Below are 23,506 nucleotides of genomic sequence, written 5' to 3' on the forward strand. Positions count from 1 at the left end.
ATGGGTGCATTATTGGTGCTGGTAATTGTAGCTGGAATGTGGATATTTGATATTTCCAAAACAGTTGCAGAAAATGTGAACACGGTAGTGGATACTGCAAAGAATTCTGCAATTAATAAAATGTAGCCCCATATTTTTTTTCAATTTTTGATATTACCCGTTAGTTTTCCATATTGTAACATGTTTATTGGAATATATTGGTTTGAAATTTGTTGAATTCCTCTTTTCAATCACTAATTTTGTAAATAAAGATTTTTCAAACTGTTTATCTAAAACTACTGAATTTCCGTTATCTATATTCAATATAACACAAAATTTACTATTTTTATCAAGATAATATGTTTTTGTTTTATTATTTTCTATTATTGTTACACAATACGGTTTAACACCATTCCATTCAGCAGTATATGTATTCAAATCTATATTTATTCCGTCACTGGTTTTTAAAGTGTTATTATCTTTAATAATTTCTCCAAATGAATAAATAGGATCTCCTGGTTGTTTATTTTCAAAATCCCATTCACCAAATGAGAATATCCACCATCCATCATCAATCATTTTATCACAAGTTACAAGAACAAAGGGAACAGGATTATTAGGATGCGTGTACTCAATTATATTTGCAGCGATTTTTTGGTTTAAGTGGTAGTTATGAGTAAGTGTTTTCATAGCTAATTCTTTATTCTGGCCTAATATTATATTTAAAATTTCAATGCTTTTGGTACTATTCTCTGTGTAATTATAGAGAGTTAAATAAGCTAAATCTCCACTTGTAGCTAACATTCTAAAAATTCCCAGGGATAAACTTTCATTATTAGTTGAAAGAGCTTTATCTATCCAATATTCTCTTGAAGTGCTTGGAGATAAATTTTTATAGGAATATGCACTATCAAATTCGCGTATGGGTAATGTTTCAACATACCCTAATCTCCCATCCAAAACAACGGGACGATCTGCAATAGCAGCAAAGAAATGGCCATATACCCAGCTGGATATGATGACAGTATCATTAGAAGTGTCATTATTAATCCATAGAGCACTATCCCATAAATCATCATTCATTCGAGGAACTAAATTGGTAGACGCGTCATATATGGCCAAAAAGCTGAATGCGCAGATTATAATGATAAAAGATAAGGATAATAGTTTATTCAGATTTTTTTTATTAAACTGATCAAAGAATTCTGTAATAATCCCCACAGTTATTCCTGAAATTATTACTAATGGAGGGATTAAAAGAATTATGAACCTAAAACCTTCTGTTAATGCAAAAATACCAGTTATGGTCCAAAATAATAAAAATAAATAAAAAAACCAGCTCATTTTTTTTAAGAAATGTTCCTTTAATTTATCATTTATTAAAATTCTAAATATTAAAAAAATACCAAAAATAGAAATTCCCGATAATAAATAGCCTAAACCTCCTATTGCCGCTTTTATTGATGGAGGTTGTAGTTCAGTTATAAAAATGTATATATCTGGCCATGGACCCCATACTCCCTGATTTCCAGCTAATTTTACAAATTCTAAAACCCCGAAAACTAATTTAATAATGTTTAAAAAACCAGTGAAAATACAAATTAAAAAAATAGAACCAAAGATAAATATTCCGGATATGTAAGCGATTTTTTTAATGTTTTTACCTTTAATTTTGCTCCAAATCATATAAAAAATGCAAAAAAGAGATATTATATAAAAAAGGTATTGCCATCCATTCCATGCTGTGGCAAAAAGGAACATAGAAAACGCCGATAAGCAAGCAAAAACCATATTTTTCTTAATATTCTCACTTTTAAAGGCCTCAAAGAAGAATAGGATAATAAGAAGAGGAAATAAAACATTAAACATATCTGTATCAAACCAACCCGGAACACTCCTTACAAAATAAAGAGAGGAAGTAACAGCTAAAATTCCTGCAGCTATCCCTCCGTAATCATTTGTAAGTCTGCTCACGATTAAATAAGCGAGAACACCACATATGGGTGCTATAAATGCAGGTAACCAGAAACAGACGGTTAGTAGAGGGATGGCGGCGAATAAATTCACTATTTTGTAGATTAATGTTGTAATGTAAACTATTAGTGGCGGATAATCTAGGGGAACGCCGGGGGGGTAGTATGAATGTAAATCCCATTCTTTGTTATCTACTACTTTATCTCCTAAATAGCCGTGTTCTATGTAGTTTTTGGTTAATCGGTAATTATAATAAGAATCCATATCATACATATATAGGAGATTATTTTGATCCTCAAAAAAAGATTTTTCATTATCTGGAACTCCTGGAAGGTTAGCAGAATCTATCCTAAAGAAGAATCCAACACAGAAAATTATTAAAACTGCTGCAAACTTTATAATAAATTCTTTATTAGACATTTTATCCTCTTAAATCTAATAATGTAGCATTATATGGGTTTCCATACGGTTACATAGTTATTTTCATAAATTGATTTAAAATATGTTGAATTGCTCTTTTCAAGCACTGTTCTTGTAAACAGGGAGTTTTCAAATTGTTTATTCATTACAATTGACTTTTTTTTGTCCATAAGTAATATTACACATATGTCGCTATTTTTATTCATATGGATTTTTTTAACTTTACCTTGCTCAATAGTAATAACACAATAGGGTATTTCACCATTAAACGTTGTTTCGTTTTTTATGATATCCATAGAGATTCCATCACTGCTATTTAGATAATTGTTGTCAATTTTGATGTCACCAATGGAATATAAATAGTCTACATTTTTAGATTGCAGAGTTCCTGAATTAAAAATTAAATGCCCTATATTGGCCATTCCGTTGGTTGTAACAAGTATGAATGGCCGAGGATTATCTGGGTGTGTATAATTTAATGTCTTGTTTATTTGGGTTTCATTTAAATGATATTTTGTTTTAAGAACATCGCGGGCTGTTTTTTTATCCACTCCCAGTATGTTGTTTAGTATTTCAATGCTTTGGGTTGTGTTTTGAGTGTATTCATCTAAAGTTAACCATGCTAAATCGCCGCTTGTAGCTAACATCCTAAAAATACCGACTGATAAACTTTCATTGCTAGTTGAAAAAGCATTATCTATCCAGTATTCTCGAGAAGTGTTTGGAGAACGACTGCCAAATGTAAAAACAGGGTCATAAGATCTGATGGGCAATGTTTCAATATATCCAATTCTACCATCAAAAACAACAGGATGATCAGCAATTGCTGTAAAAAAGTGCCCATAGCTCCATTGAGATATTATTACGGTGTCTTGGGGAATATTACCATTTATCCATTCTGAAGCATTCCACAAATTATCATTTGCACTGGGAGTTATCGATGTGTCCTTTTGAATGTTTATAATCGCTGGAAGAGTAACTAAAATCAAAATAGATAATGAAATAACTCGGATGGTGTTTTCATTTTTAAATATTTTAAACCTTTTAATGTTTTTGAGCATACCAACATATTCAACACAAATTCCAACCATAATTCCAGAACTTATAATAAGTGGAGGTAAAAGTAGCATAATAAATCTTGAGCCTTTTAAAAGGGATAAAATCCCCGCTATGGTCCATAATACTAAAAATGAATAGAAAAACCAGTCCATTTTATTTAAAAAGCGCTTTTTAAGATCTTTATTTATTAAAATTCTAAAAATCCATAAAAGCCCGAAAATACCTCCAAAAAGGGCAAATCCTGCCCCTGAAATCACTTCTTCAATGGTGGGAATTGCAAGCTCAGAAACAGAGCTATAAACATTGGGCCACGGATATAACTGGCTTTGAGCACCATATAATTTTATAAACTCTAATGGGCCTAATAAAAGTTTAATAATATTTAATAGGCCTGTAAAAACAATTACTAATAAAATAGTAATGATAATAAGTGTTCCAAGACTATAAACTAAGATTTTTACGTCATGTCCTTTTATTTTACACCATATGGTGTAAAAAATGCTAAATAACACAATCAAATAGAAGAAATACTGCCACCCGTTCCACGCAGTTGCAAAAAGAAACATGGAAAAAGCAGATAATGCAGCGAAAAATATTTGCATTTTATTATTTTTGCTTTGCAAGGATTCAATAAAAAACCATGTAATTAAAAGAGGGAAAATAATATTGAACATATCAGTATCAAACCATCCAGGTAATGTTCTGATAAAATAAAAAGGAGCAGTAACAGTTATAATTCCTGCAGCAGCAGCTCCGTAATCATTTGTAAATCTACTAACAAAAAGATAAGCAATAAGTCCTGCAAGAGGCCCAATAAATAATGGAATCCAGAAACAGACTGTAAGCAAAGGTATATTAGCAAATATGTTTATTAATTTGTATATAAATGCTGTTAAATACACAATAAATGGGGGATAATCCATGGGCACGCCAGGAGGATAATAAGAATGCAAATCCCATTCTCTTCCATTTTTTATTGTATCTCCCAAATAACCGTGTTCAATATAGTTTTTTGTCAATCGGTAATTGTAATATGAGTCTAACTCATACATGTATGGTAATCCATTTTGATCTTGATAATAATCTTTTTGATCGTCTGGAATTCCTGGAAGATTTACAGAATCTACTCTAAGGATAAATCCCACCGAAAAAATGATTAAAATAATTGCAACTGAAGTTAGTGCTGATCTTTTATTTAGATGGTTATTTTGTGGCATTTTATCTTAAACTGTTTTTGCTTGAAATTAGTTATGTATAATGTTATTATATCATGATACAAATCTTATTTATTCAAAGTTAGCATTATAAATAAATAAATTTTAGGATAAGGTGGATATGTCATATAATGGATTAATAAGGAAGTTATTAGATCTTGATTGGACTAAAATGCCAAATATGCTTATATTGGTGTTATTATTTTTCATATCACGAACTCCTTTCTTGAATTTGGGATTTGGGACAGATCCTGATGCTTGGCGAATTGCTATTTCTGCTTTTAATTTGAATTATTTCCATATTTATCAAACGTCGAGATTTCCAGGGTATCCAGTTCCAGAATTTTTCAATTCATTAGTTATCAATCACGGCTGGTTTGCTACAAACAGCTTAACAATGTTATTGGCACTGATTTCTGTTATTGGATTTGCAATGATTTTAAAAGAGCTTAATATAAAAAATAAAGGGTTATTAGTAATCACATATGCATTTTTACCAGTTATATGGATAAACAGTACTAACACTATGGATTATATGTGGGCCGCTGCGTTCATTATGTTTGTATGGTATTTTATCATTAAAAAACAGTATGTATTGGCAGGTTTGATGATGGGTTTAGCAATAGGGTCCAGAATAACATCAATTATATTAATTTTTCCATTTATATACCTTATTTTAAACGATAACAATGAAAAAATTAGAAAAATAACTTATTTTCTGATGAGTATGAGTATAATGGCATTAATCTTGTTTTTGCCATTGTTAATTCAATATGGGCTTGGCTTTTTAAGTTATTATCCAACATCTGTGGGTACGAGCAAAATTTCAGAAGATTTGAATCAATTAGGGTTAATTGCATTGTTATGGGGAATATTGATTTTTTTGATTTCAACTGGAAATTTAGTGGATAAAGTCCGAAAAAATGATAAATTTTTCATATTTCTATTATTTGTGGTGTTTTTAGTTTCTATTATGTATATTGGGGCCCCTTATGATGCAGGATATCTTATTCCTGCTATTCCATTTGGGCTTGTACTTTTAAGTAGTATAAGTAAAAGGAAATTATTTACAATATTCTGCGCACTTCTTTTATTAAATTCATTTATTTCATTTGAACTTTCAAATGGAACAGCACCCACAATTAAAGAGGGTTTAGTACTAAAAGATGCAGAAATCAGAGATAAATTGACAAATGTGATGGAGAGGATGGTAGAAAGTAATATAAGTGATACAATTATTATTTCGGCAGAATACATTCCAATATTGCTTTATTTGGATGAAAAATCTCAGGAAAATCCTGAATTTATTGAAATGAATAATGATAAAATGTATTGGAATCTTAAAAAAAATAGAAGTTATATATATTTACTTTCCAGTGATAAAATAAAATATTGGCAAAAGAAAGGTTATAAAATATATTATATGGGAAGTTCTGCAATGGAAATTACTAGATTAAATTATAATTATAGTTTAACTGATTATAATTGTTCAAACATATTCGCTTTTTATTGATAATTTAAATCTAAATCCAACATTATTTCCCATAATTAAGTTATTGCACATCTATTCGATAAATTGGGAGATTTCATTGATATTGCATTAAGATATTGACTATCTTTTTAGATGCATTTTTTTTAAGAGGTGCTTTAATGTTCTTCATTTTCTCCAATTTCCAGTTATTATTAAGTAAATCGCTTACAGAACTAATAATGTTTTTATAATTTGTTCCAACCAACTGAGTTTTTCCCATGTTTACAAGATATTCCCATTCTGTATTATCCCTTAAAATTAGGCAGGGAACATTTAAAATCGCTGATTCTTCTTGTATTCCTCCAGAATCAGTCATTACAAATTTAGAATTCTTTAATAACCATATAAATTCTTTATAACCAACAGGATCAATTTGTAATATATTTTCGCTAATTTCAATGTTATTATCTTCTATAATCTTTTTTGTTCTTAAATGCAAAGGAAAAACAACCTTTATTCTATTAGAAATTTGATTTACAGCTTTTATAATTTCTTTTAGTTTATTATATTCTGTATTTTCCTGTCTGTGAATTGTTAATAAGATATAATTCTCTTTTTCCAGATTTAATTCAGTTAATCTGTTTAAATTGAATAAATCCATTATTCTTAAACATGCATCAACTGATGTGTTGCCTACAAGATGAATTGCCTCTTTTTGGATTCCTTCAGCAGCCAAATTTTTGACAGCATTTTCATCTGGAGCAAATAAAATATCAGAACAGTGATCAACTAAAATACGGTTTATCTCTTCTGGCATTTTTTTATCAAAGGATCTACAACCTGCTTCAACATGTGCAATTTTGATATTAAGCTTTGAAGCTGTAATTGCACCTGCAAGAGTGGAATTTGTGTCTCCTTGAACAATTACCCAGTCTGGGTTTTCATTTAAAAGCACATTTTCAATTTCAATCATCATTTTCCCAGTTTGCATGGAATGAGTTCCTGAACCTACATTAAGAGAATAATCACAGTTTCTAAGGCCTAATTCTTCAAAAAAGATTTTATCCATGTTATAGGAGTAATGCTGGCCCGTATGGATAAGGATATGGTCGAATTCTTTATCAATTAATGGAATAATTGGGGAAAGCTTAATTATTTCAGGTCTTGTTCCAAGGATTGTTACAATCTTCATTATCATTTATTTAGAAAAAAAATATAAATAAGTCTTTCCCAACCATTTATCATGAAAATTTCAGTAATTATTCCTATGTACAATGAGGAAGAAAATGCTTTAAATACACTGGCCAGAGTGAGCGCTGTTTTGAAAGAATATGAAAATTATGAAATATTAGCAATAGATGATGGAAGTAAAGACCATACTTTTAAATTAGCAAGTGAATATGCATCACAAAATTCAAATATTAAAGTCATACAACATTCTGTAAATATGGGGATGGGAAAGGCAATTAGAACAGGATTTGATAATTCAAACGGAGATATAATTGTAACAATTGATGCAGACTTAAGTTATAAGCCTGATCATATCCCTAAACTCGTGAATGAACTTATAAACGATGAAACAATCGATATTATAGTTGGATCTCCCTATATGGAAGGGGGAGAAGTAAGTAATGTTCCACTTTTTAGATTATTTGTAAGTAAAGTAGCTAACAAATTTGTAGGCTTTTCTATGGCTGAAAATTTGAATACTGTAACTGGAGTCTTACGTGCTTATAGGAGAGAAGTAATAGATTCTCTGGAGTTAGAATCAAACAGTACCGATATTAATCTTGAAATTTTATCAAAAGCAATTGCAACAAGATTTAAAATTAAAGAAATCCCTGCATTACTCGAAGGTAGAGAATTAGGTCAATCAAAACTAAAATTTAGATCTAAAACCATTTCTCATATATTATTCTCTTTATATGAAAAACCAATGATACTATTTGGAGCAATTGGAATAATTTTACTGTTAATTGGAATGATAAGTGCATTATACTTGTTTTATCAATATTTAATTGGCACTTTAGACCCTACAAGGCCATTAATGCTTTTTATGGCGTTGATGGTAATTTCAGGCATACAAATATTGATTTTTGGATTTGTAGCAACTCAGATAAGCCTTCTAAAGCGTGAAATCTATATAATTCAGAAAGAAAATAGGCTAATTAAGAAAAAATTGAAATAATAACAAATCTATATTTTTTTAGATACTGCAATTATGTCTATACCGTGATCTTTATTTATAAATAGGGTATCGATTTTACAGGCATTTTGTATAATTGTACTGGCGGTCCTGCTTAAAAAATTGTTTTTTGGAGGATTAATTTTTGATTTTTGCATTTTTTCGGCGGGAGCACAAAGTCTATTTGCAAAAAATCGAATAATTGGAAATCCATAATCAAATACATCTTCAACTTTAAATTCTGCGGATTCAAGTTTATTTTTTAAATCTTCTTTGGAGTATCTTCTGTAATGCCCTCCAATTTCATCAGTATAATTCCACATATCTTGTCTATGTGGAACACTTAAAATGAGTAAACCCTCTTTTTTAAGCCAACTATTAAACAACTTTAATACTCTTAAGTCATCTTCTATATGTTCTAAAACCTCTAAACATATGATAACATCATATTTATGTGGTGGATTTAATTCAAGCAAATTTTCATTATATAAATTGATATTAGGCGCATTATTTCTTTTAATTCGTCTTTCAGTTGCCTTAATTGCTTCTGGTGATACATCTGTAGCATCTACTTTATATCCTAAATTAAGTAGTTTAAGCGTAAAAAAGCCATCACCGCAGCCGACATCTAATACATGTTTTGGAGAATCTGTTTCCAAGAAAGGCTTCAGTAAACTCATTTTATATTCAAGAAACGGTCTTGGGCCATCTACTTCAATTTTTTCCCAAGTAACATCCCATATTTCATTATTATTCAAATAATCATCTTCCTGCAGCGTTTTTATATAAATTTATTAACTTTTCTACTTTTATATCATTATCGAATTCTGTATTTATAATTTCAATGGATTTATCCGCGAATTTATTCCTTAAACTTTGATTTTTAACTAAAATTTGTACTTTTGAGATTAACTCTATTTCATTTTGGGGAGTTATAATAAATCCATTTTTGTTATTTATAACAATTTCAGGTATTCCTCCAACATTGCTTGCTACAATAGGAAGGCCACAGGCCATAGCTTCTATGACTACAAGAGGAGTACCTTCTGTATGTGATGGTAAAACAAAAATATCTGAGGACTGGTAATATTCATGAATATCAGATGGTGATATTTTTCCTGCAAATATAACATGGGTTTCTAAACATAATCGAGATGCTATCTTTTTTAGTTCATTGTTTTTGGGCCCTTCTCCTACTATCATAAGTTTTACATTTACATTTTTTTTATTTATTTCATGAAACGAATTCATCAGTTCAAATACACCTTTAAATGTGTCTAAATATCCCACAAACAGAATCAATATGTCTTTATCATTAACTCCATAATAATTTCTTATTTTTCTATTTTTTAGGGGAATAAATCTTTTTGTATCAATAGCATTTCTTAAAACTATTATTTTATCTTCTTTAATCTCTAATTTTTCCATTTTTTCTGATAGATCCATACTTACTGCAACTGCTTTATTGCAATTATTTAAAGAAAATCTAATCAACCTTTTAAAAAATGGATTATTTTCAAAATTAGTTATATCCATTCCATGGACTGTAATAAAAACTGGTTTTCTAACAATGTTTGCTACAATAACTCCTATAAGTCCAGTAGGTACAACAGAATGAGCATGAATAATATCAATATCTAACTTCTTTATTATCCACATCAAATTAAAAAATAGAGAAATGAGATATGTTACCAATCTGAAATTATCTATTAATCCTTTAAAATGCACAAGAGCTTTAAATTTTTTTGGTTTCATCCATCTAAATCTGTGAACATGAATTCCGTCCATAATTTCCTCGTAGGGTATTCCAGTATTATGTTGAGTGACTACATGAACTTCAAATCCTTTATTTACGAGCATTTTAGCATCATCAAATATAAATGAACCATAATAATCACCTTTATACTTTGGAAACATTGTTGGAACTAAACAAATTTTCATAATATTACCTTTTTAAGGATTAAATATTTATTTTTTTAGAAGTATAATAAAGCCAAATATGCCTGGAATAACAGTATATAAAATTTGTGAAGTCAATGAAACTAAAATAGCTAAAGTAGGAGATATGTTTATTAAACTAAAAAGGTACATGGTAACGGCTTCTAAGGAGCCTAATCCATTTATTGTAAATGGAATTAGAACTGCAATATTCATTAATGGAGCTACTGCTAAAATATATATAAAATTTATTTCTGCAGAAAAAGATAAGCATATCAAATAAAACTGAAAATATAACATTATCCATGCAAATAAAGATATTAATAACACTTTAAGTTTAATTTTATTGGAAACTGTAAATGAAGAAGCTAATTTTTTTTCATCTAAATTTACTTTAATAAATAGTGAGAACACTTTATTTAGTAAATTCCATGGTACTATCTTAGGATAAAAAATTATTAAATATAATAAAGCTGTGACAATAACTGAAAAAATTGAAAGAAAGTAAAGTTTAATTACAAATGCAGTTATACTGCCTAGAATAAATAGAGAAAATAAAGCCATTATTTTATCTAATATGCTGGAAGACAACATTTCTTCTTTAAAACCATGCCATTTATAACCATAATACGATTTTGCAATGTCTCCAGAGCTCCCTGGTAAAAAAATATTTAAGGCCATTCCCGCTAAATTTAGATAACATGAGTCTTTAATTGAAATTAACTTTTTATCTTTATTTAGAATTATCATCCATCGCCATGCTCTTAAAAGGATTCCAAATGGAATTAAAGCTAAAGCAAATAAAATTAAATAATTAATATTTTTAATACTTTGAAAAAATAATTGGAAATCCACAAATTTTAGCAGAAAAATTATTATTAATAATGAAATGGCGATTTTAACGATGTTTTTGTTTTTCAAAGCTTTTTTTAGTTTCATATTATCTTTTTTATAATTTAATTGCCAGTAACTTAACTTTTAGATTTTTTTTCATATATAATAACGTTTCCAAACTTTTTAATTTGTTGGTATGATGTTAAATTTAAAGATATCCCGTAGGAAAGGTAATAATAAGCATTATTACTTTCCAAATAGTTGTTAAATGAGATAATATCTTGTTGACTAAAATTATAGTTTTTTAAACCGCCATAGTATGTTTGATTATCCTTAAAAAGGGGCATCATTTTAACGTCAGTTTTAAGATACCATCCAAAATATGGCCAGGCATTAGAATAAACTGCCTTATTTTTGTAATTAGGATCATAATTCATCAACCATTGACTTGATAAATCTATATTTTCGTCCATTATTTTAAGTTTATAATTCTTATTTTGTATACCTGGTAAATAAGATGCTGTAGCTGAAAGAATCATAAAAATTAGAATTAGTGAAAGCACGTATGATGTCACATTTATATTTCTAATTTTAAATCCTATTTTGGCGTATATCTCACTCAAGCCCCATATTAAAAAATATGAAACTGCGGGGGCCATTGTAACGAAGTATCTGTTGTCTTTAATCACGAAAATACTGTGGAATATGAAGAAAGCCATGAACCAGGCAAAAAATAGCAAATGTAGGTCTATATCTTTTATATTTAAATTTTTTATTAGACTATAAAAAATATAACATATTGCAAAAAATAGGGATTCGCTCACCATGTAAAATGCTTTGCCAAATGTTCCAAGAAAAATCAATGTCATAATCATTAATATTAATAATTTAATTCGTGTATTCTTATTTTTAATATTAATTGCATTAAATATGTTTATTTTAAGCTTTGAATCTCCTTTTAATCTATTTATTGTATAAAGTATGGTACCTAACATAATAATAGATATAATTGCAATGCTTTGAGCACCAATATATGCTGGTGTTTTTTCAACAAAGTATAAAAGGTTAGGGTCATATGAAAAGTTTTCTGCAGAGATGGTTGTTGAAGTCAAACCAAAAAAACTGAGGAATGAATAAAGTGGATTGCCAAATACTTTATAAAAGAATATGAAAACAGGGATCAATAGTAGGAGGGATACACCAATTCCTATTATGGCATCTCTTTTTTCAACTGTTCTAATGTTAATAAAAATGTAGAGTGCTGCAGGGAATATTAGGAGTGCAGAGGGGTACCGTGTTAAGAAAGCTAGCATCATAAAAGGAAATGACAAATAAAAATATTTTGAATTCTTTTTAACAGCTAAAGCCATGAAATAGAATGCCCAGATTGTGAAAGAAACACTTGCAATGTCTGAAAGACCAAACCCAACAAAAGAAATAACAATTGGAAAAGTTCCATAGATTAAACTGCCTAAAAAGCTCTCCATGTAATTAAAACGGAGATTTAAAAGTAGGAATAATCCAACAACTCCAAAAATAAACAATGCACCATCAACAAAAAATATTGTTGAAACTGAAACATAACCTAATCTGAATAAAACAGATGTTAAAAAAGAGATAAGCGGGGGGCGGGTTAAATCAGAATAACCTATGGGCTGACCTGCAAATACAAGTGCATTTGACAGAAAATCATAAGTGTCCCATATTGGGCCAATATTCATCTGGATTTTCATCCGAAAGTAAGTTATTATGCTTATGATTATTACCAAAATGATCATTGAAATCAATGGATACTTATTTCTATTTATAATGTATGTGAATTTCTTATATTTATCTTCAAATTCTTTAGAATAGGTTTTCAAATGATCACCACTATCGGAGTTTATAATAAACTTACAATTCTTTTTATTTTGTGTATATAGTTTTAATTACTGGCTATTCTAATTATTCCATAAGTTAAATTTTAACAATTCTTACAACAGCATATTAAAATGTTTTAAGCTATTCTTCTATATATAATGACTTTTCCAAACTGTTTAATGGAGTAATAGTGAGTTAAATTAAGCCCCTGTCGGATAGAAAAATAATAATCGGCTTTATTATTATCTAATTCTTTGTTATATTGTATATTGTCTTGAGTTGTTATATTAAACTCTTTTACTCCCCCATAATATGTTTGATTATCTTTAAACACAGGCATTGGGTTTACATTAGTTTGTAGATACCAGCTGAAAGTAGGCCATAGATCTGAGTATATAATTTTATTTTTATAATTTGGGTCGTAATTTATAAACCATTCGCTTGCCAGTGATATTTCTTCATTTAAAACTTTAGTTTTGTTGTTGGCTTGATTTATACTGGGTAAAAAAGATGTAGTAGATAAAATTATGGTTATTGTTAAAACTATGGCGATTATTGGAAACGTTAAATTATTTTTTTTAATTTTTAAGGGTAATATGTTTGAAAGTTCACTCAAGCCCAATATTAAAAAATATGAAACCGAAGGGGCCATTACAACAAAATATCTATTATCCTTAATTGCAAAAACACTGTGGAATATAAAAAATGCCATAAACCAGGCAAAAAATAGCAAATGCATATCTAAATTTTTTATATTAAAGTTTTTAGATAAATTATATAATAAATAGCTCAAAATAAAGAACAAAATTTCACTAAACATATATGCTGTCTGATCGAAACTAAATATAAAAACAAATAACAGAACTATAAATAGTGTTAATTTTAATTTAGTGCCCATATTTCCTACATTAAATTCATTAGGCAACATTTTTTTGTTTTTAGATTTTTTTAATAATTTAAAAGCCCCATAGGTAAAAAAACAAAATCCAATGATTAATATAATAAAAAAATATTCAAATCCGATGAATAAAGGAAATTTTTCAATGAAAAAGAACAAATTGGGGTTGTATGCGGCACTTTCTGTCAAACGAGGGGTAGAAGTTGTAACAAAATTTGATGTAAATGGATATAATATATTGCTAAATTTTTGATAGAAAAAAATAAACACAGGAATGATGAGTAATAGTGATACAAGCATCCCAGTTAAAATATTTTTGATATTTTTGATTTCAGCTCTATTTATCAAGATATAAAGGAAAATAGGAAAGATTATAAGTGCATTGTTGTATCTGGTTAAAAAAGCTAGCATAGCTACGGGAAATACGAGATAAAAATATTTTGAATCTTTTTTAACGGCTAAAACCAGGAAATAAAATGTCCAAATGGTGAAAGAAACGCTTGCAAGGTCTGAAAATCCTGCACCCATAATTACAAGGACAATAGGAAAAGTAGCATATAGTAAAGCACCTAAAATACTTTCTAATTCATTAAAACGTAATTTTAAAAGATAATATAGTCCAATAACTCCGAAAAGATATAGTAATCCGTCCAGAATGAAAATTACATTTGTAGATACATAACCAGTCATAAATATAATGGAAATCAGAAATGAAAAAAATGGTGGTCTTGTTAAATCGGAATAGCCCATACCTTGCCCTGCAAAAACCAGCGCATTAGAAAGAAAGTCGCAGCTATCTGAAAATGGCCCGATATCGAGCTGAACCAACACACGGTAATATGCAATAATGCTTATAATTAGTATTAGGCTGGCTAATACTATATGGTCAGAATATTTACTGATTATTGTTAATTTAGATGAATTAAACATTTTAACCCTCAATATGAATATAAATTTCCTGTTGAATATATTAAGTGGTTATAGAATAAATTTTTAGACCTTTTATAGTCCCATTGGTCATTTCTTTATAAAATTTAGATAAATAAAAATTTTCGTTTGATTCGCCCCAAACCATGTAATAATTGATATTATTCTCTTCAATTTCAGTTTTTAATTTTGTATAATCATCCGTTTTTTTAGTCATTCCAAAATATTTAGTACCAGTATAAAATGCTATGCTATTGGATATTACCCAATTTTTATTAGATGCTAAATTACCATGTAAATTATTATCTTTTTTTAAGTTCACACTTAAATCATATATTTTTTCTCCGGCATTTAAATCTTGGATTAAGCCACTAATTGGCGTTATTATGAATGAAAGGATTAAAAATACTATTAAAATATTTTTTTGAGTTTTATTTAGAAAATTCATTTTAAACAGCAGGCTAAGTACATAACCTCCTGTAATTAATAATAAAATATCAATTAACCATAAATATCGTGTTTCAACAAAAATTAAGCTATATCCTCCAGAATATAATAATATGGTGGTTAATAAATAAATTATTTTGTTTTTGTCTAGAGTATTAGAACCTGATTTGAAAAGCAGTATAATTGCAGTAATTATAATTATAATTGAAAATATAGAAAATAATTCGAATATATTAATGATTTTAAGTATATTATCTAAAATAATTTTCATTTGAAACTTTAAATAATCCCATGATTCAAAAGGACTCCATGATTCCATTTTAAAGTAAGAAGGATCTTCCCATGAGCTAACTGCAGATTCATTTGGGGGTTTAACAAGGCCCATGTAGTAATCATAATGGCCATTTGACTCTGGACCTACAAAATTATAATTATATTCTCCTGCGGTTCCAATTGTTAGTTTATCATATTTATCACTAATTAAACCAATCCACAATCCGCTTACTGTAAAAAATATTAGCAAACCTAAAAAAAGATTTTTAAGTATGGTAGCATGTTTTTTTTTATTTTCACTTTGAAAATAAAAAAATAGATTAAATATAATAAAATGGGTTAAAAAGAAAGCTAAAGCGTAACTCTTACTTAAATAAGATAATGCTCCACTTAATCCGCATAAAATTCCCATTAATAGGTTATTACAGTAGTTAGGGCTAAATATGAAATATAGGTAATATACAATTGTGCATGTAATTAATAAATCAGGAGTAGTTATAAAAAATGAAAAATATAAGATTGTTGGGATTAGAGAGAATACTATTGCAGTTTTAATTGTTTTTTCTATTTCAAAATTGTTTATTAGTAATCTTATTCCAATTATAGTAAAAAATCCGGTGATCAAAGAGAGTATTTTCATTAAATAAACTGAAGATTGGGGACTTGAACTAAATTGTAATAATGGAATCAAAAGCCATGATAAAAGGGGACCCCAGTATCCATTAATTGCATTTATAAAGTCTCCATTAATATATTTTTGAGCAATAGTTATATAAGAAATACCATCAGAATTCAAAATATATTGACAACTGTTTATTAAAAGTAACCCAAAAAACAAATAAAAAATTAGAACAAAGAGTATATCACTATTATTTTTTAGTTTAAAGTTAATTATAGTCATTATATCACAGAACTTGTATTAAAGTTAATTTTTATTTATTAAAATAAATCCTCTCATTCATCCTTGGGATCATGGCCATTAAAACGCACTGCTCTGTATTTCCTGTTCGATCAAGCATTCCTTTTGAAAGATAACTAACAGCACCTGTTTTTTGCCCCAGTCTATCTACACCAGTTACTTTATCCATCACATCTCCCACTTCAACACCCTTTAAAACCTCTTCAATTACGTCAGGAGGATATTCAAAACCAGCACTTACTCCTAAAGTAATTTTTTCTCCATCAAATATAGCACACCACTGTAAATCAATGTAACCTGTTATTGAATTTGGTGTTTCCATTAAACCAGATTCAATACCTATACTCAAGTTAAAATCATCAGAGTATGCATTTTTTGCACGGTTTATAGCTCCTTGGATGGTTTCTTCCTTTCCAAATGGTTGATGGGGCACTTGGGAGTCTGCATCGACTGATACAATGTTTACTTTGCCATAAATTTTATTTAAAATATTTTTAGTAGCATTGGCTTTTACTGGGTTTTTAGATCCTACAACAACATTCATGCTATCAACTTCTAAAAACTGAATTGATTATTTCAGTACTTTACCGTCTCTGTCTATTTCTCCTTTCCTTATTCGTGTTGATGAAATTGGTTTTCCATCATCTGCAAGTACCCAGTCAATAATGAAAATTTCAAGGGGTTTCATTCCTTTTTCAACCCGTATTTCATTAATTTTATCTGCTGTGGGCTTGGTTTCGCGGCTCACGACAATTGCATCAATAGAATGGTCATAAATTGTTGGTCCGTAAGGTTCTTCTAATTTTGCAACAGTATATTGTGATTTGAATTTCTTTAAAAATTGTTCCAGGCCAGACATTCTCATTGAACAAGGGTCAATAAGGCCTTTTTCTCCTCCAAATTCATCAGAAGTAACGCCTATTAGTACATTATTGCCAATGCTAAATGCTTTAGTTATTAATTTTTCATGGCCTTTGTGAAATCTATCGAATGTCCCGCCAACAGCTACTTTATCAAATTTCATTTATTTAACCTGTTAATTCGTATAATTGTTATAATCATTTATTAAAAATGATTTTTTCAAAAATTATTTTAGATATTGTTATTTATGCTTTAAATTAAATTATACATTATGCTAACTGAGCAAAATGTAGTGATAAAAAATCCAAGAAAAGTGGATTTAAGGTTTGCATCCTGTTATCCTAACCTTTATAAAGCAGCAATGTCCTCACTTGGTTTTCATATTATATATGATTTCCTAAATTCAAGGGAAGATATATACTGTGAAAGAGTGGTTTATCCCTATATTGAAAGCTTAGAATCAAATACAAAGCTCTCTGAATTTGATATTGTCAGTTTTTCCCTTCAATATGAACAGGATTATTTTAATGTGCTTAAAATGTTAGATAAATCTGGAATTAATATTCAAAAAGATAATAGAAATGCTGATGATCCGTTTATAATTGCTGGTGGGCCTTGTGCAAGCTCAAACCCATTACCTATGAGCAAATTCATCGATCTTTTTGTTATTGGAGAGGCTGAAGCAGTTCTGGACGAAGTAATAGATAAATATATGGAACTTGACAATCCTAAAAAAGAAATAGACGCGTTTTTGGATATAGATGGAGTTTATGTGCCGGATAATCCTGCAAAAATGGTTATTGTTAATGATATGGACAATGCATGCCATCCGATAAGGCAAATTGTCCCAAAAACCGATGATAAAAGATTTGTTCCTGCATTTAAGGATGCATTTCTCCTGGGAGTTTCGCGGGGATGCACAAGGGGTTGTAGATTTTGCATGGCAGGATGTATTTATAGACCTCGAAGGGAAACACCCCTTAAAAAATTGTTTAAAGTTGCAGAAAAAGGTATAAAAGCTACAGGATTTGAAAAAGTCGCACTTATTGGTGCTGATGTTTCAGGGTATTCAAAAATAGAAGAACTATGTGAAGGCTTGCTTGAGAGGGGATTTAAAATTACAAGTCCTTCCATGAGAATAGAATCAATAACAGAGAATTTGCTGGATATTTTGCATGGAAGCGGGCTTAAAACTATAACCATAGCTCCAGAATCAACTTGGAAACTTAGAACAGTTCTAAATAAACCTATAACTGATTCAGACATTTATAAAGTCATGGAAATGGCATTTAAAAGAAATATGAATGTAAAACTCTATTTTTTAGTGGGTTTACCAACAGAAACCACTGAAGATGTTTACAAAATTGTTGAATATATAAAAAATTTGAATAAAATGACCAAAAAGAAAAATGCGATTAGAATCAGCGTAAATTCATTTATTCCCAAGCCCCATACTCCATTTCAATGGGAAAAATTTGATTTTGATGATTTAAATGTGAAATATGATTATTTAAATCAGAATTTAAAAAATATTAATTTAAAGATTGAGGATTTAAAAGGAGCCCACATACAGCATGTATTATCTGTTGGGGATGTTGAAATAGGTGATTTAATTGAAAAAACTTACAAAAAGAAATTTAAATTTGGGGAATGGAAAAATATTAAAATTAAACGGGATTTAAATGATTATTTGCCTTGGAAAAATATAGATGTTGGTGTTGGTTCGAAATTTTTAAAGAATGAATATCAAAAGGCGTTAAAGGGAGATATAACTCCATGGTGTGAAACTTTTGGATGTTATGAATGTGGAGCATGTGATAAACTTAATTCATAATCTGGAAATCTCTTAATTTTAGTTTTAAATCCATAAAATTATTTTTTTATATTTATCCCTTAAATTTATAAAATTCAAAGATAAAAACAGATATGATACAAACTACAAGTGTACATAAAACTATATTTGAAATATAAAAACAGATAAAAATGGCCCTATTTTTAAATATAGTTCATTAGATGGTTTAAAGTAAAAGAGTGGTAATAATAATGTTTCAACCAGCCAAAAGATGTGAATCAATACAGCTTTCAGAAATAAGAAAAATGTTCGATCTTAATTTGGAAGATGCCATAAATTTAAGTCTTGGAGAACCTGACTTTGACACACCATATCATATAAGAGAAGCAGTAAAAATTGCATTAGATGAAGGTTTTACTCATTATACTCCAAATAAAGGTATTTTAGAGCTTAGAGAAGCTATATCTTCTAAATTGGATCGTGAAAATGGTGTAAAAGCTGATCCAGAATCAATTATTGTCACCGTTGGGGCCAGCGAAGCCCTGCACATAGCTCTTCAAGCCATAGTAAATAGAGGAGATGAGGTTTTAATTCCTGATCCTGGATTCCTTTCTTATGATCCATGTGTAAAGCTTGCAGAAGGTAGAATGGTTCCAGTTGAACTTCAAGAAGAGAATGAATTTAGAATGACGGCAGAAAATGTACTTGACAACATTACGGATAAAACAAAGGCAATAATTTTGAATTCTCCTGCAAATCCAACTGGAAGTGTCATGAAAAAAGAGGATATAAAAGGAATTAGTGAAATTGCAGAAGATAAGGGTATATTTTTGATATCTGACGAAATTTATGAGAAAATAATTTATGAAGGGAAACATCATAGTCCTGGAAAGTATACTGACAACGCAATAACTATAAATGGCTTTTCAAAAACATATGCAATGACCGGATTTAGAATAGGGTACGTGGCTGCAAAACAGGAGATAATTGAGGAAATGATTAAGATACATCAGTATAATGCTGCATGTGCAAGTTCTTTATCACAAATAGCAGGACTTGAAGCATTAAATGGACCTCAAAATTGTGTAGCTGAGATGTTAAATGAATTTAGAAAGCGACGTGACCTGGTTGTAAAAAGATTGAATGAAATGGGAATATCACTTAAAAAACCTAAAGGTGCATTTTACGTGTTTCCAAAAGTCCAAAATTCAGTTAAATTTGTAAATGAATCCATAAAAAAGGGAGTTATAATTGTTAATGGCAGTGGATTCGGAAAATGTGGAGAAAACCACTTTAGAATATCATACGCTACTTCATATGATAAATTAGTTGAAGCTATGAATAAATTAGAAACAATAAAAATTTAATTATAATTTAATTACAATCCAAATAAGTATTTCAAAAAATAAGGATCAACTAATATTTAAATTCTTTAAAAAGGAATAGGGAGAAGTTTGAAAATGGCAGAGGAAAACCAACTTGGAAACAAAATCAAACAAATAAGAGAAAACAATGAAATGTCTGTTGAGGAATTGGCTTCAAAAAGCCATTGTAGTAGTGAAATTATAGAAAGTATCGAAAGTGGGGATTTAATTCCTTCATTAACACCATTAATAAAAATTGCAAGGGTATTGGGAGTTAGATTAGGTACTTTTCTCGATGATGCCCCTCAAACAGGACCTATAATGGTAAAATCGGGTAAATCGAATCATGTGATTCATTTTTCAGGAAAAGAGGATCATCCGGATACAAGTGCTCTTGATTTCTATTCGCTGGCTTCAGGAAAAGCAGATAGGCATATGGAACCTTTTATTATTGATGTTCATCCACATGAAACAGAAGAGTATAAACTTTCTTCACATGAAGGAGAAGAATTTATTTATGTTATTAACGGGGAAATTGAGATATTATACGGTCAGGACAGTTATTTGCTTTCAGCAGGCGATAGTATTTATTATGATTCAATTGTACCTCATGATTTACATACTTATGGAAAACAAGATGCAAAAATACTTGCAATTGTTTACACACCCTTTTAAAAAGGTAATAAAATGTTAATTAGCTATTCAAAGTGGAAGTGAATTTAAAAATGTTTATAGAGAAAGTAACACCAAGATTTGGGGACGCTGACGGACTCCGCCACATAAACAACATAGCACTTGTAGAATGGTTTGAAGTTGGAAGAAACCCTATATTTCGAATGTTTACACCAGATCTCGATTTAAACTATGAGAACTGGAAATTAATCCTTGTTAGAACAGAATTTGATTACTTAGGTCAGATGTACTATGGGCACGATGTCGAAATTAGAAGTTACATAACACATATTGGAAACACATCCTTTATAATTGGACATGAGGCATGGCAAGATGAAAAGCTTAAGGCTAAAGGGAAAGCCGTTCTTGTACACTATGATTTTCTAAATCAAAATACTATGCCAATTCCAGATGATATAAGAGCTCAATTAAAGGAACATTTAATAATTGAAGATAAAAAATAAATAATAAAAAAATAAAGGGGATTTAAATGCTTTTTACAGAAGATACAATTGGTGATTTCCTTGAAAAAATGGTAGAAAAGGATCCAGATAGGGAATTTGTTGTTTATCCAGATAGAGACCTTCGCTTTACATATAAGCAATTTGATGAACGTGTTAATATGCTTGCAAAGGGAATGCTTTCTATTGGAATAACAAAAGGTGATCATGTGGGAATGTGGGCTCTTAATGTCCCGGATTGGCTCACATTCTTTTTTGCTACTGCAAAAATAGGTGCAGTTCTTGTAACTGTAAATACATCCTATAAAAGTCATGAACTGGATTATGTTTTAAAACAATCAGATATGAAAGCCATTGCAATAACAGATGGATTTAGGGATGTAAATTACTTAGATATATTATATGAGCTTGTTCCAGAGCTTAAAACAAGTAATAGGAGTAATCTAAGTAGCAGAGAATATTCTTATCTCAAAAATGTAATCTTTGTTGGTCCAGAAAAGCACCGAGGACTTTATAATACCAATGAATTACTGCTCCTTGGAAAACATACTGACGATAAAATACTTTCAGATATTAAAAAGACTTTCAACAGTGATGATGTAGTTTGCATGCAATATACATCAGGGACAACTGGTTTCCCTAAAGGAGTTATGCTTTCCCATAAAAATATCATTAATAATGGATATTACATTGGAGAAAGGATGAAGTATACAGAAGAAGATAGGGTCTGTTTACCTGTGCCATTATTTCACTGTTTCGGGATTACTCTGGGGGTTATGGCAATATTAACTCATGGTGCAACTCATGTAATGCTTGAACAGTTCGATCCATTAATGGTTCTTGCAGCAGTTCAAAAAGAGAAGTGCACATCACTTTATGGTGTTCCAACAATGTTCATTGCTGAATTCTCACATCCAATGTTTGATATGTTTGATCTATCGTCTCTTAGAACAGGTATAATGGCTGGTTCCACATGTCCAATAGAGGCCATGAAAAAAGTAATGAAAGATATGTACATGAAAGATGTAACTATTGTCTACGGCCTTACTGAAGGTTCTCCGGGATTTACACAGACAAGTGTAGATGATCCAGTGGAAATAAAGGTGGAAACTGTGGGAAGAAAACTACCTGAATGTGAGGTTAAATTAGTCGATCCAGAAACAGGTGAAGATATTGGACCAGGAAAAGTTGGTGAGATTTGTAGTCGAGGCTACAATGTTATGAAAGGATACTATAAAATGCCTGAAAAGACTGCAGAAACAATTGATAAGGATGGATGGCTTCACAGTGGAGATTTAGCTACAGTAGACGAAGAGGGTAATTACACAATTGTGGGACGAATCAAAGATATGATTATTAGGGGCGGAGAAAATATTTACCCTCGTGAAATAGAAGAATTTTATTATACGATGCCGGGAGTTAAGGATGTGCAAGTTGTGGGGATTCCTGATGAAAAATACGGCGAAATTGTAGGTGCATTTGTTATATTGGAGGAGGATGCCGATATTTGCGAAGAAGATGTTAGGGATTATGGAATCGCAAAAATGGCACGCTTTAAAGTACCTAAACATGTTTTCTTTGTTGATGAATTTCCACTTACTGCAAGTGGGAAAATACAAAAATTTAAACTACGTGAAGATGCAGTGGAGCTTCTTAAAAGTAGATTAGATGAAGAATAAATTTTTAATTAAGGAAATATGGTATTTATTAAGATATTTTCAAATAAAATAACTCAAAATGTGTTGATCTTATTTATTATACCTATTTTTTCTATTTTCTTAATTTGATCATCTCTTAAAAAAATGAAAACATTTAATACATATTATATCAATAAATAACATTGTATTCTCTGCACTGACGGATTATTTATATCCAGGCATCTCCATTGGTCAGTGCAGGGGAATAGATGTATTCAACTTATTTTAACGGCAATATTATTTTGACATCATAATTTAATT

18 protein-coding genes are annotated in these 23,506 nt (G+C 29.7%); 7 read left to right on the top strand and 11 right to left on the bottom strand.

The features are described from left to right. Window positions 1-153: 153 nt before the first annotated feature. Together HZC47_08940 and HZC47_08945 are read right to left on the bottom strand one after the other, a co-directional pair. Window positions 154-2,373, bottom strand: coding sequence for a peptide transporter (locus HZC47_08940; protein ID MBI5681006.1), 2,220 nt, complete (start codon window positions 2,371-2,373; stop codon window positions 154-156). 29 nt (window positions 2,374-2,402) lie between these two features. Further along, the gene (locus tag HZC47_08945) at window positions 2,403-4,649 is read right to left on the bottom strand and encodes a peptide transporter (GenBank protein ID MBI5681007.1); all 2,247 of its coding nucleotides are present in this window, start codon (window positions 4,647-4,649) and stop codon (window positions 2,403-2,405) included. Window positions 4,650-4,767: 118 nt separating this feature from the next. Between HZC47_08945 and HZC47_08950 the strand changes: the two genes are divergently transcribed. Beyond that, a complete protein-coding gene (locus tag HZC47_08950) occupies window positions 4,768-6,159 on the top strand; it encodes a glycosyltransferase family 39 protein (GenBank protein ID MBI5681008.1) in 1,392 nt (463 codons plus the stop codon). A gap of 73 nt (window positions 6,160-6,232) precedes the next feature. Here HZC47_08950 and wecB read toward each other — a convergent pair whose 3' ends face one another. Continuing rightward, complete coding sequence (gene wecB / locus HZC47_08955) at window positions 6,233-7,309, bottom strand: UDP-N-acetylglucosamine 2-epimerase (non-hydrolyzing) (GenBank protein ID MBI5681009.1); 1,077 nt, start codon at window positions 7,307-7,309, stop codon at window positions 6,233-6,235. A 51-nt stretch (window positions 7,310-7,360) separates the two neighbouring features. Here wecB and HZC47_08960 point away from each other — a divergent pair, with 51 nt between their 5' ends. Beyond that, window positions 7,361-8,305, top strand: coding sequence for a glycosyltransferase family 2 protein (locus HZC47_08960; protein ID MBI5681010.1), 945 nt, complete (start codon window positions 7,361-7,363; stop codon window positions 8,303-8,305). Window positions 8,306-8,313: 8 nt separating this feature from the next. Here HZC47_08960 and HZC47_08965 read toward each other — a convergent pair whose 3' ends face one another. From HZC47_08965 to HZC47_09000, 8 genes are all read right to left on the bottom strand, one after another. Beyond that, window positions 8,314-9,060, bottom strand: a complete 747-nt coding sequence (locus HZC47_08965; protein MBI5681011.1) for a class I SAM-dependent methyltransferase — start codon at window positions 9,058-9,060, stop codon at window positions 8,314-8,316. A gap of 4 nt (window positions 9,061-9,064) precedes the next feature. Further along, complete coding sequence (locus HZC47_08970; protein MBI5681012.1) at window positions 9,065-10,243, bottom strand: glycosyltransferase; 1,179 nt, start codon at window positions 10,241-10,243, stop codon at window positions 9,065-9,067. Window positions 10,244-10,270: 27 nt separating this feature from the next. Further along, window positions 10,271-11,179: a flippase-like domain-containing protein gene (locus tag HZC47_08975; GenBank protein ID MBI5681013.1), complete on the bottom strand. Its 909-nt coding sequence runs from the start codon at window positions 11,177-11,179 to the stop codon at window positions 10,271-10,273. 32 nt (window positions 11,180-11,211) lie between these two features. Next, window positions 11,212-12,852: a glycosyltransferase family 39 protein gene (locus HZC47_08980; GenBank protein ID MBI5681014.1), complete on the bottom strand. Its 1,641-nt coding sequence runs from the start codon at window positions 12,850-12,852 to the stop codon at window positions 11,212-11,214. A gap of 218 nt (window positions 12,853-13,070) precedes the next feature. Continuing rightward, complete coding sequence (locus HZC47_08985; protein MBI5681015.1) at window positions 13,071-14,762, bottom strand: glycosyltransferase family 39 protein; 1,692 nt, start codon at window positions 14,760-14,762, stop codon at window positions 13,071-13,073. A gap of 40 nt (window positions 14,763-14,802) precedes the next feature. Then, window positions 14,803-16,275 carry a hypothetical protein gene (locus HZC47_08990; GenBank protein ID MBI5681016.1) on the bottom strand — a complete coding sequence of 491 codons (1,473 nt, stop codon included), beginning with the start codon at window positions 16,273-16,275 and terminating at the stop codon, window positions 14,803-14,805. A gap of 136 nt (window positions 16,276-16,411) precedes the next feature. Beyond that, a complete protein-coding gene (gene yjjX / locus HZC47_08995) occupies window positions 16,412-16,942 on the bottom strand; it encodes an inosine/xanthosine triphosphatase (GenBank protein ID MBI5681017.1) in 531 nt (176 codons plus the stop codon). Between the two features lie 27 nt (window positions 16,943-16,969). Next, window positions 16,970-17,422, bottom strand: coding sequence for a phosphopantetheine adenylyltransferase (locus HZC47_09000; protein MBI5681018.1), 453 nt, complete (start codon window positions 17,420-17,422; stop codon window positions 16,970-16,972). Between the two features lie 108 nt (window positions 17,423-17,530). Between HZC47_09000 and HZC47_09005 the strand changes: the two genes are divergently transcribed. The 5 genes from HZC47_09005 (at window position 17,531) to HZC47_09025 (ending at window position 23,227) form a co-directional block, all read left to right on the top strand. Then, window positions 17,531-19,093 (top strand): radical SAM protein, encoded by a 1,563-nt coding sequence (locus tag HZC47_09005; protein MBI5681019.1) that lies wholly within the window; start codon window positions 17,531-17,533, stop codon window positions 19,091-19,093. A 209-nt stretch (window positions 19,094-19,302) separates the two neighbouring features. Further along, window positions 19,303-20,418, top strand: a complete 1,116-nt coding sequence (locus tag HZC47_09010; protein ID MBI5681020.1) for a pyridoxal phosphate-dependent aminotransferase — start codon at window positions 19,303-19,305, stop codon at window positions 20,416-20,418. A gap of 93 nt (window positions 20,419-20,511) precedes the next feature. Continuing rightward, window positions 20,512-21,090, top strand: a complete 579-nt coding sequence (locus HZC47_09015) for a cupin domain-containing protein (GenBank protein MBI5681021.1) — start codon at window positions 20,512-20,514, stop codon at window positions 21,088-21,090. Window positions 21,091-21,140: 50 nt separating this feature from the next. Continuing rightward, window positions 21,141-21,551: an acyl-CoA thioesterase gene (locus HZC47_09020; GenBank protein MBI5681022.1), complete on the top strand. Its 411-nt coding sequence runs from the start codon at window positions 21,141-21,143 to the stop codon at window positions 21,549-21,551. A 26-nt stretch (window positions 21,552-21,577) separates the two neighbouring features. Continuing rightward, window positions 21,578-23,227 carry an AMP-binding protein gene (locus HZC47_09025; protein MBI5681023.1) on the top strand — a complete coding sequence of 550 codons (1,650 nt, stop codon included), beginning with the start codon at window positions 21,578-21,580 and terminating at the stop codon, window positions 23,225-23,227. The last annotated feature ends 279 nt before the right edge of the window (window positions 23,228-23,506 follow it).

Origin of the sequence: Methanobacterium sp. (genome assembly GCA_016222945.1) — an archaeon.
Taxonomy (GTDB): domain Archaea; phylum Methanobacteriota; class Methanobacteria; order Methanobacteriales; family Methanobacteriaceae; genus Methanobacterium_D.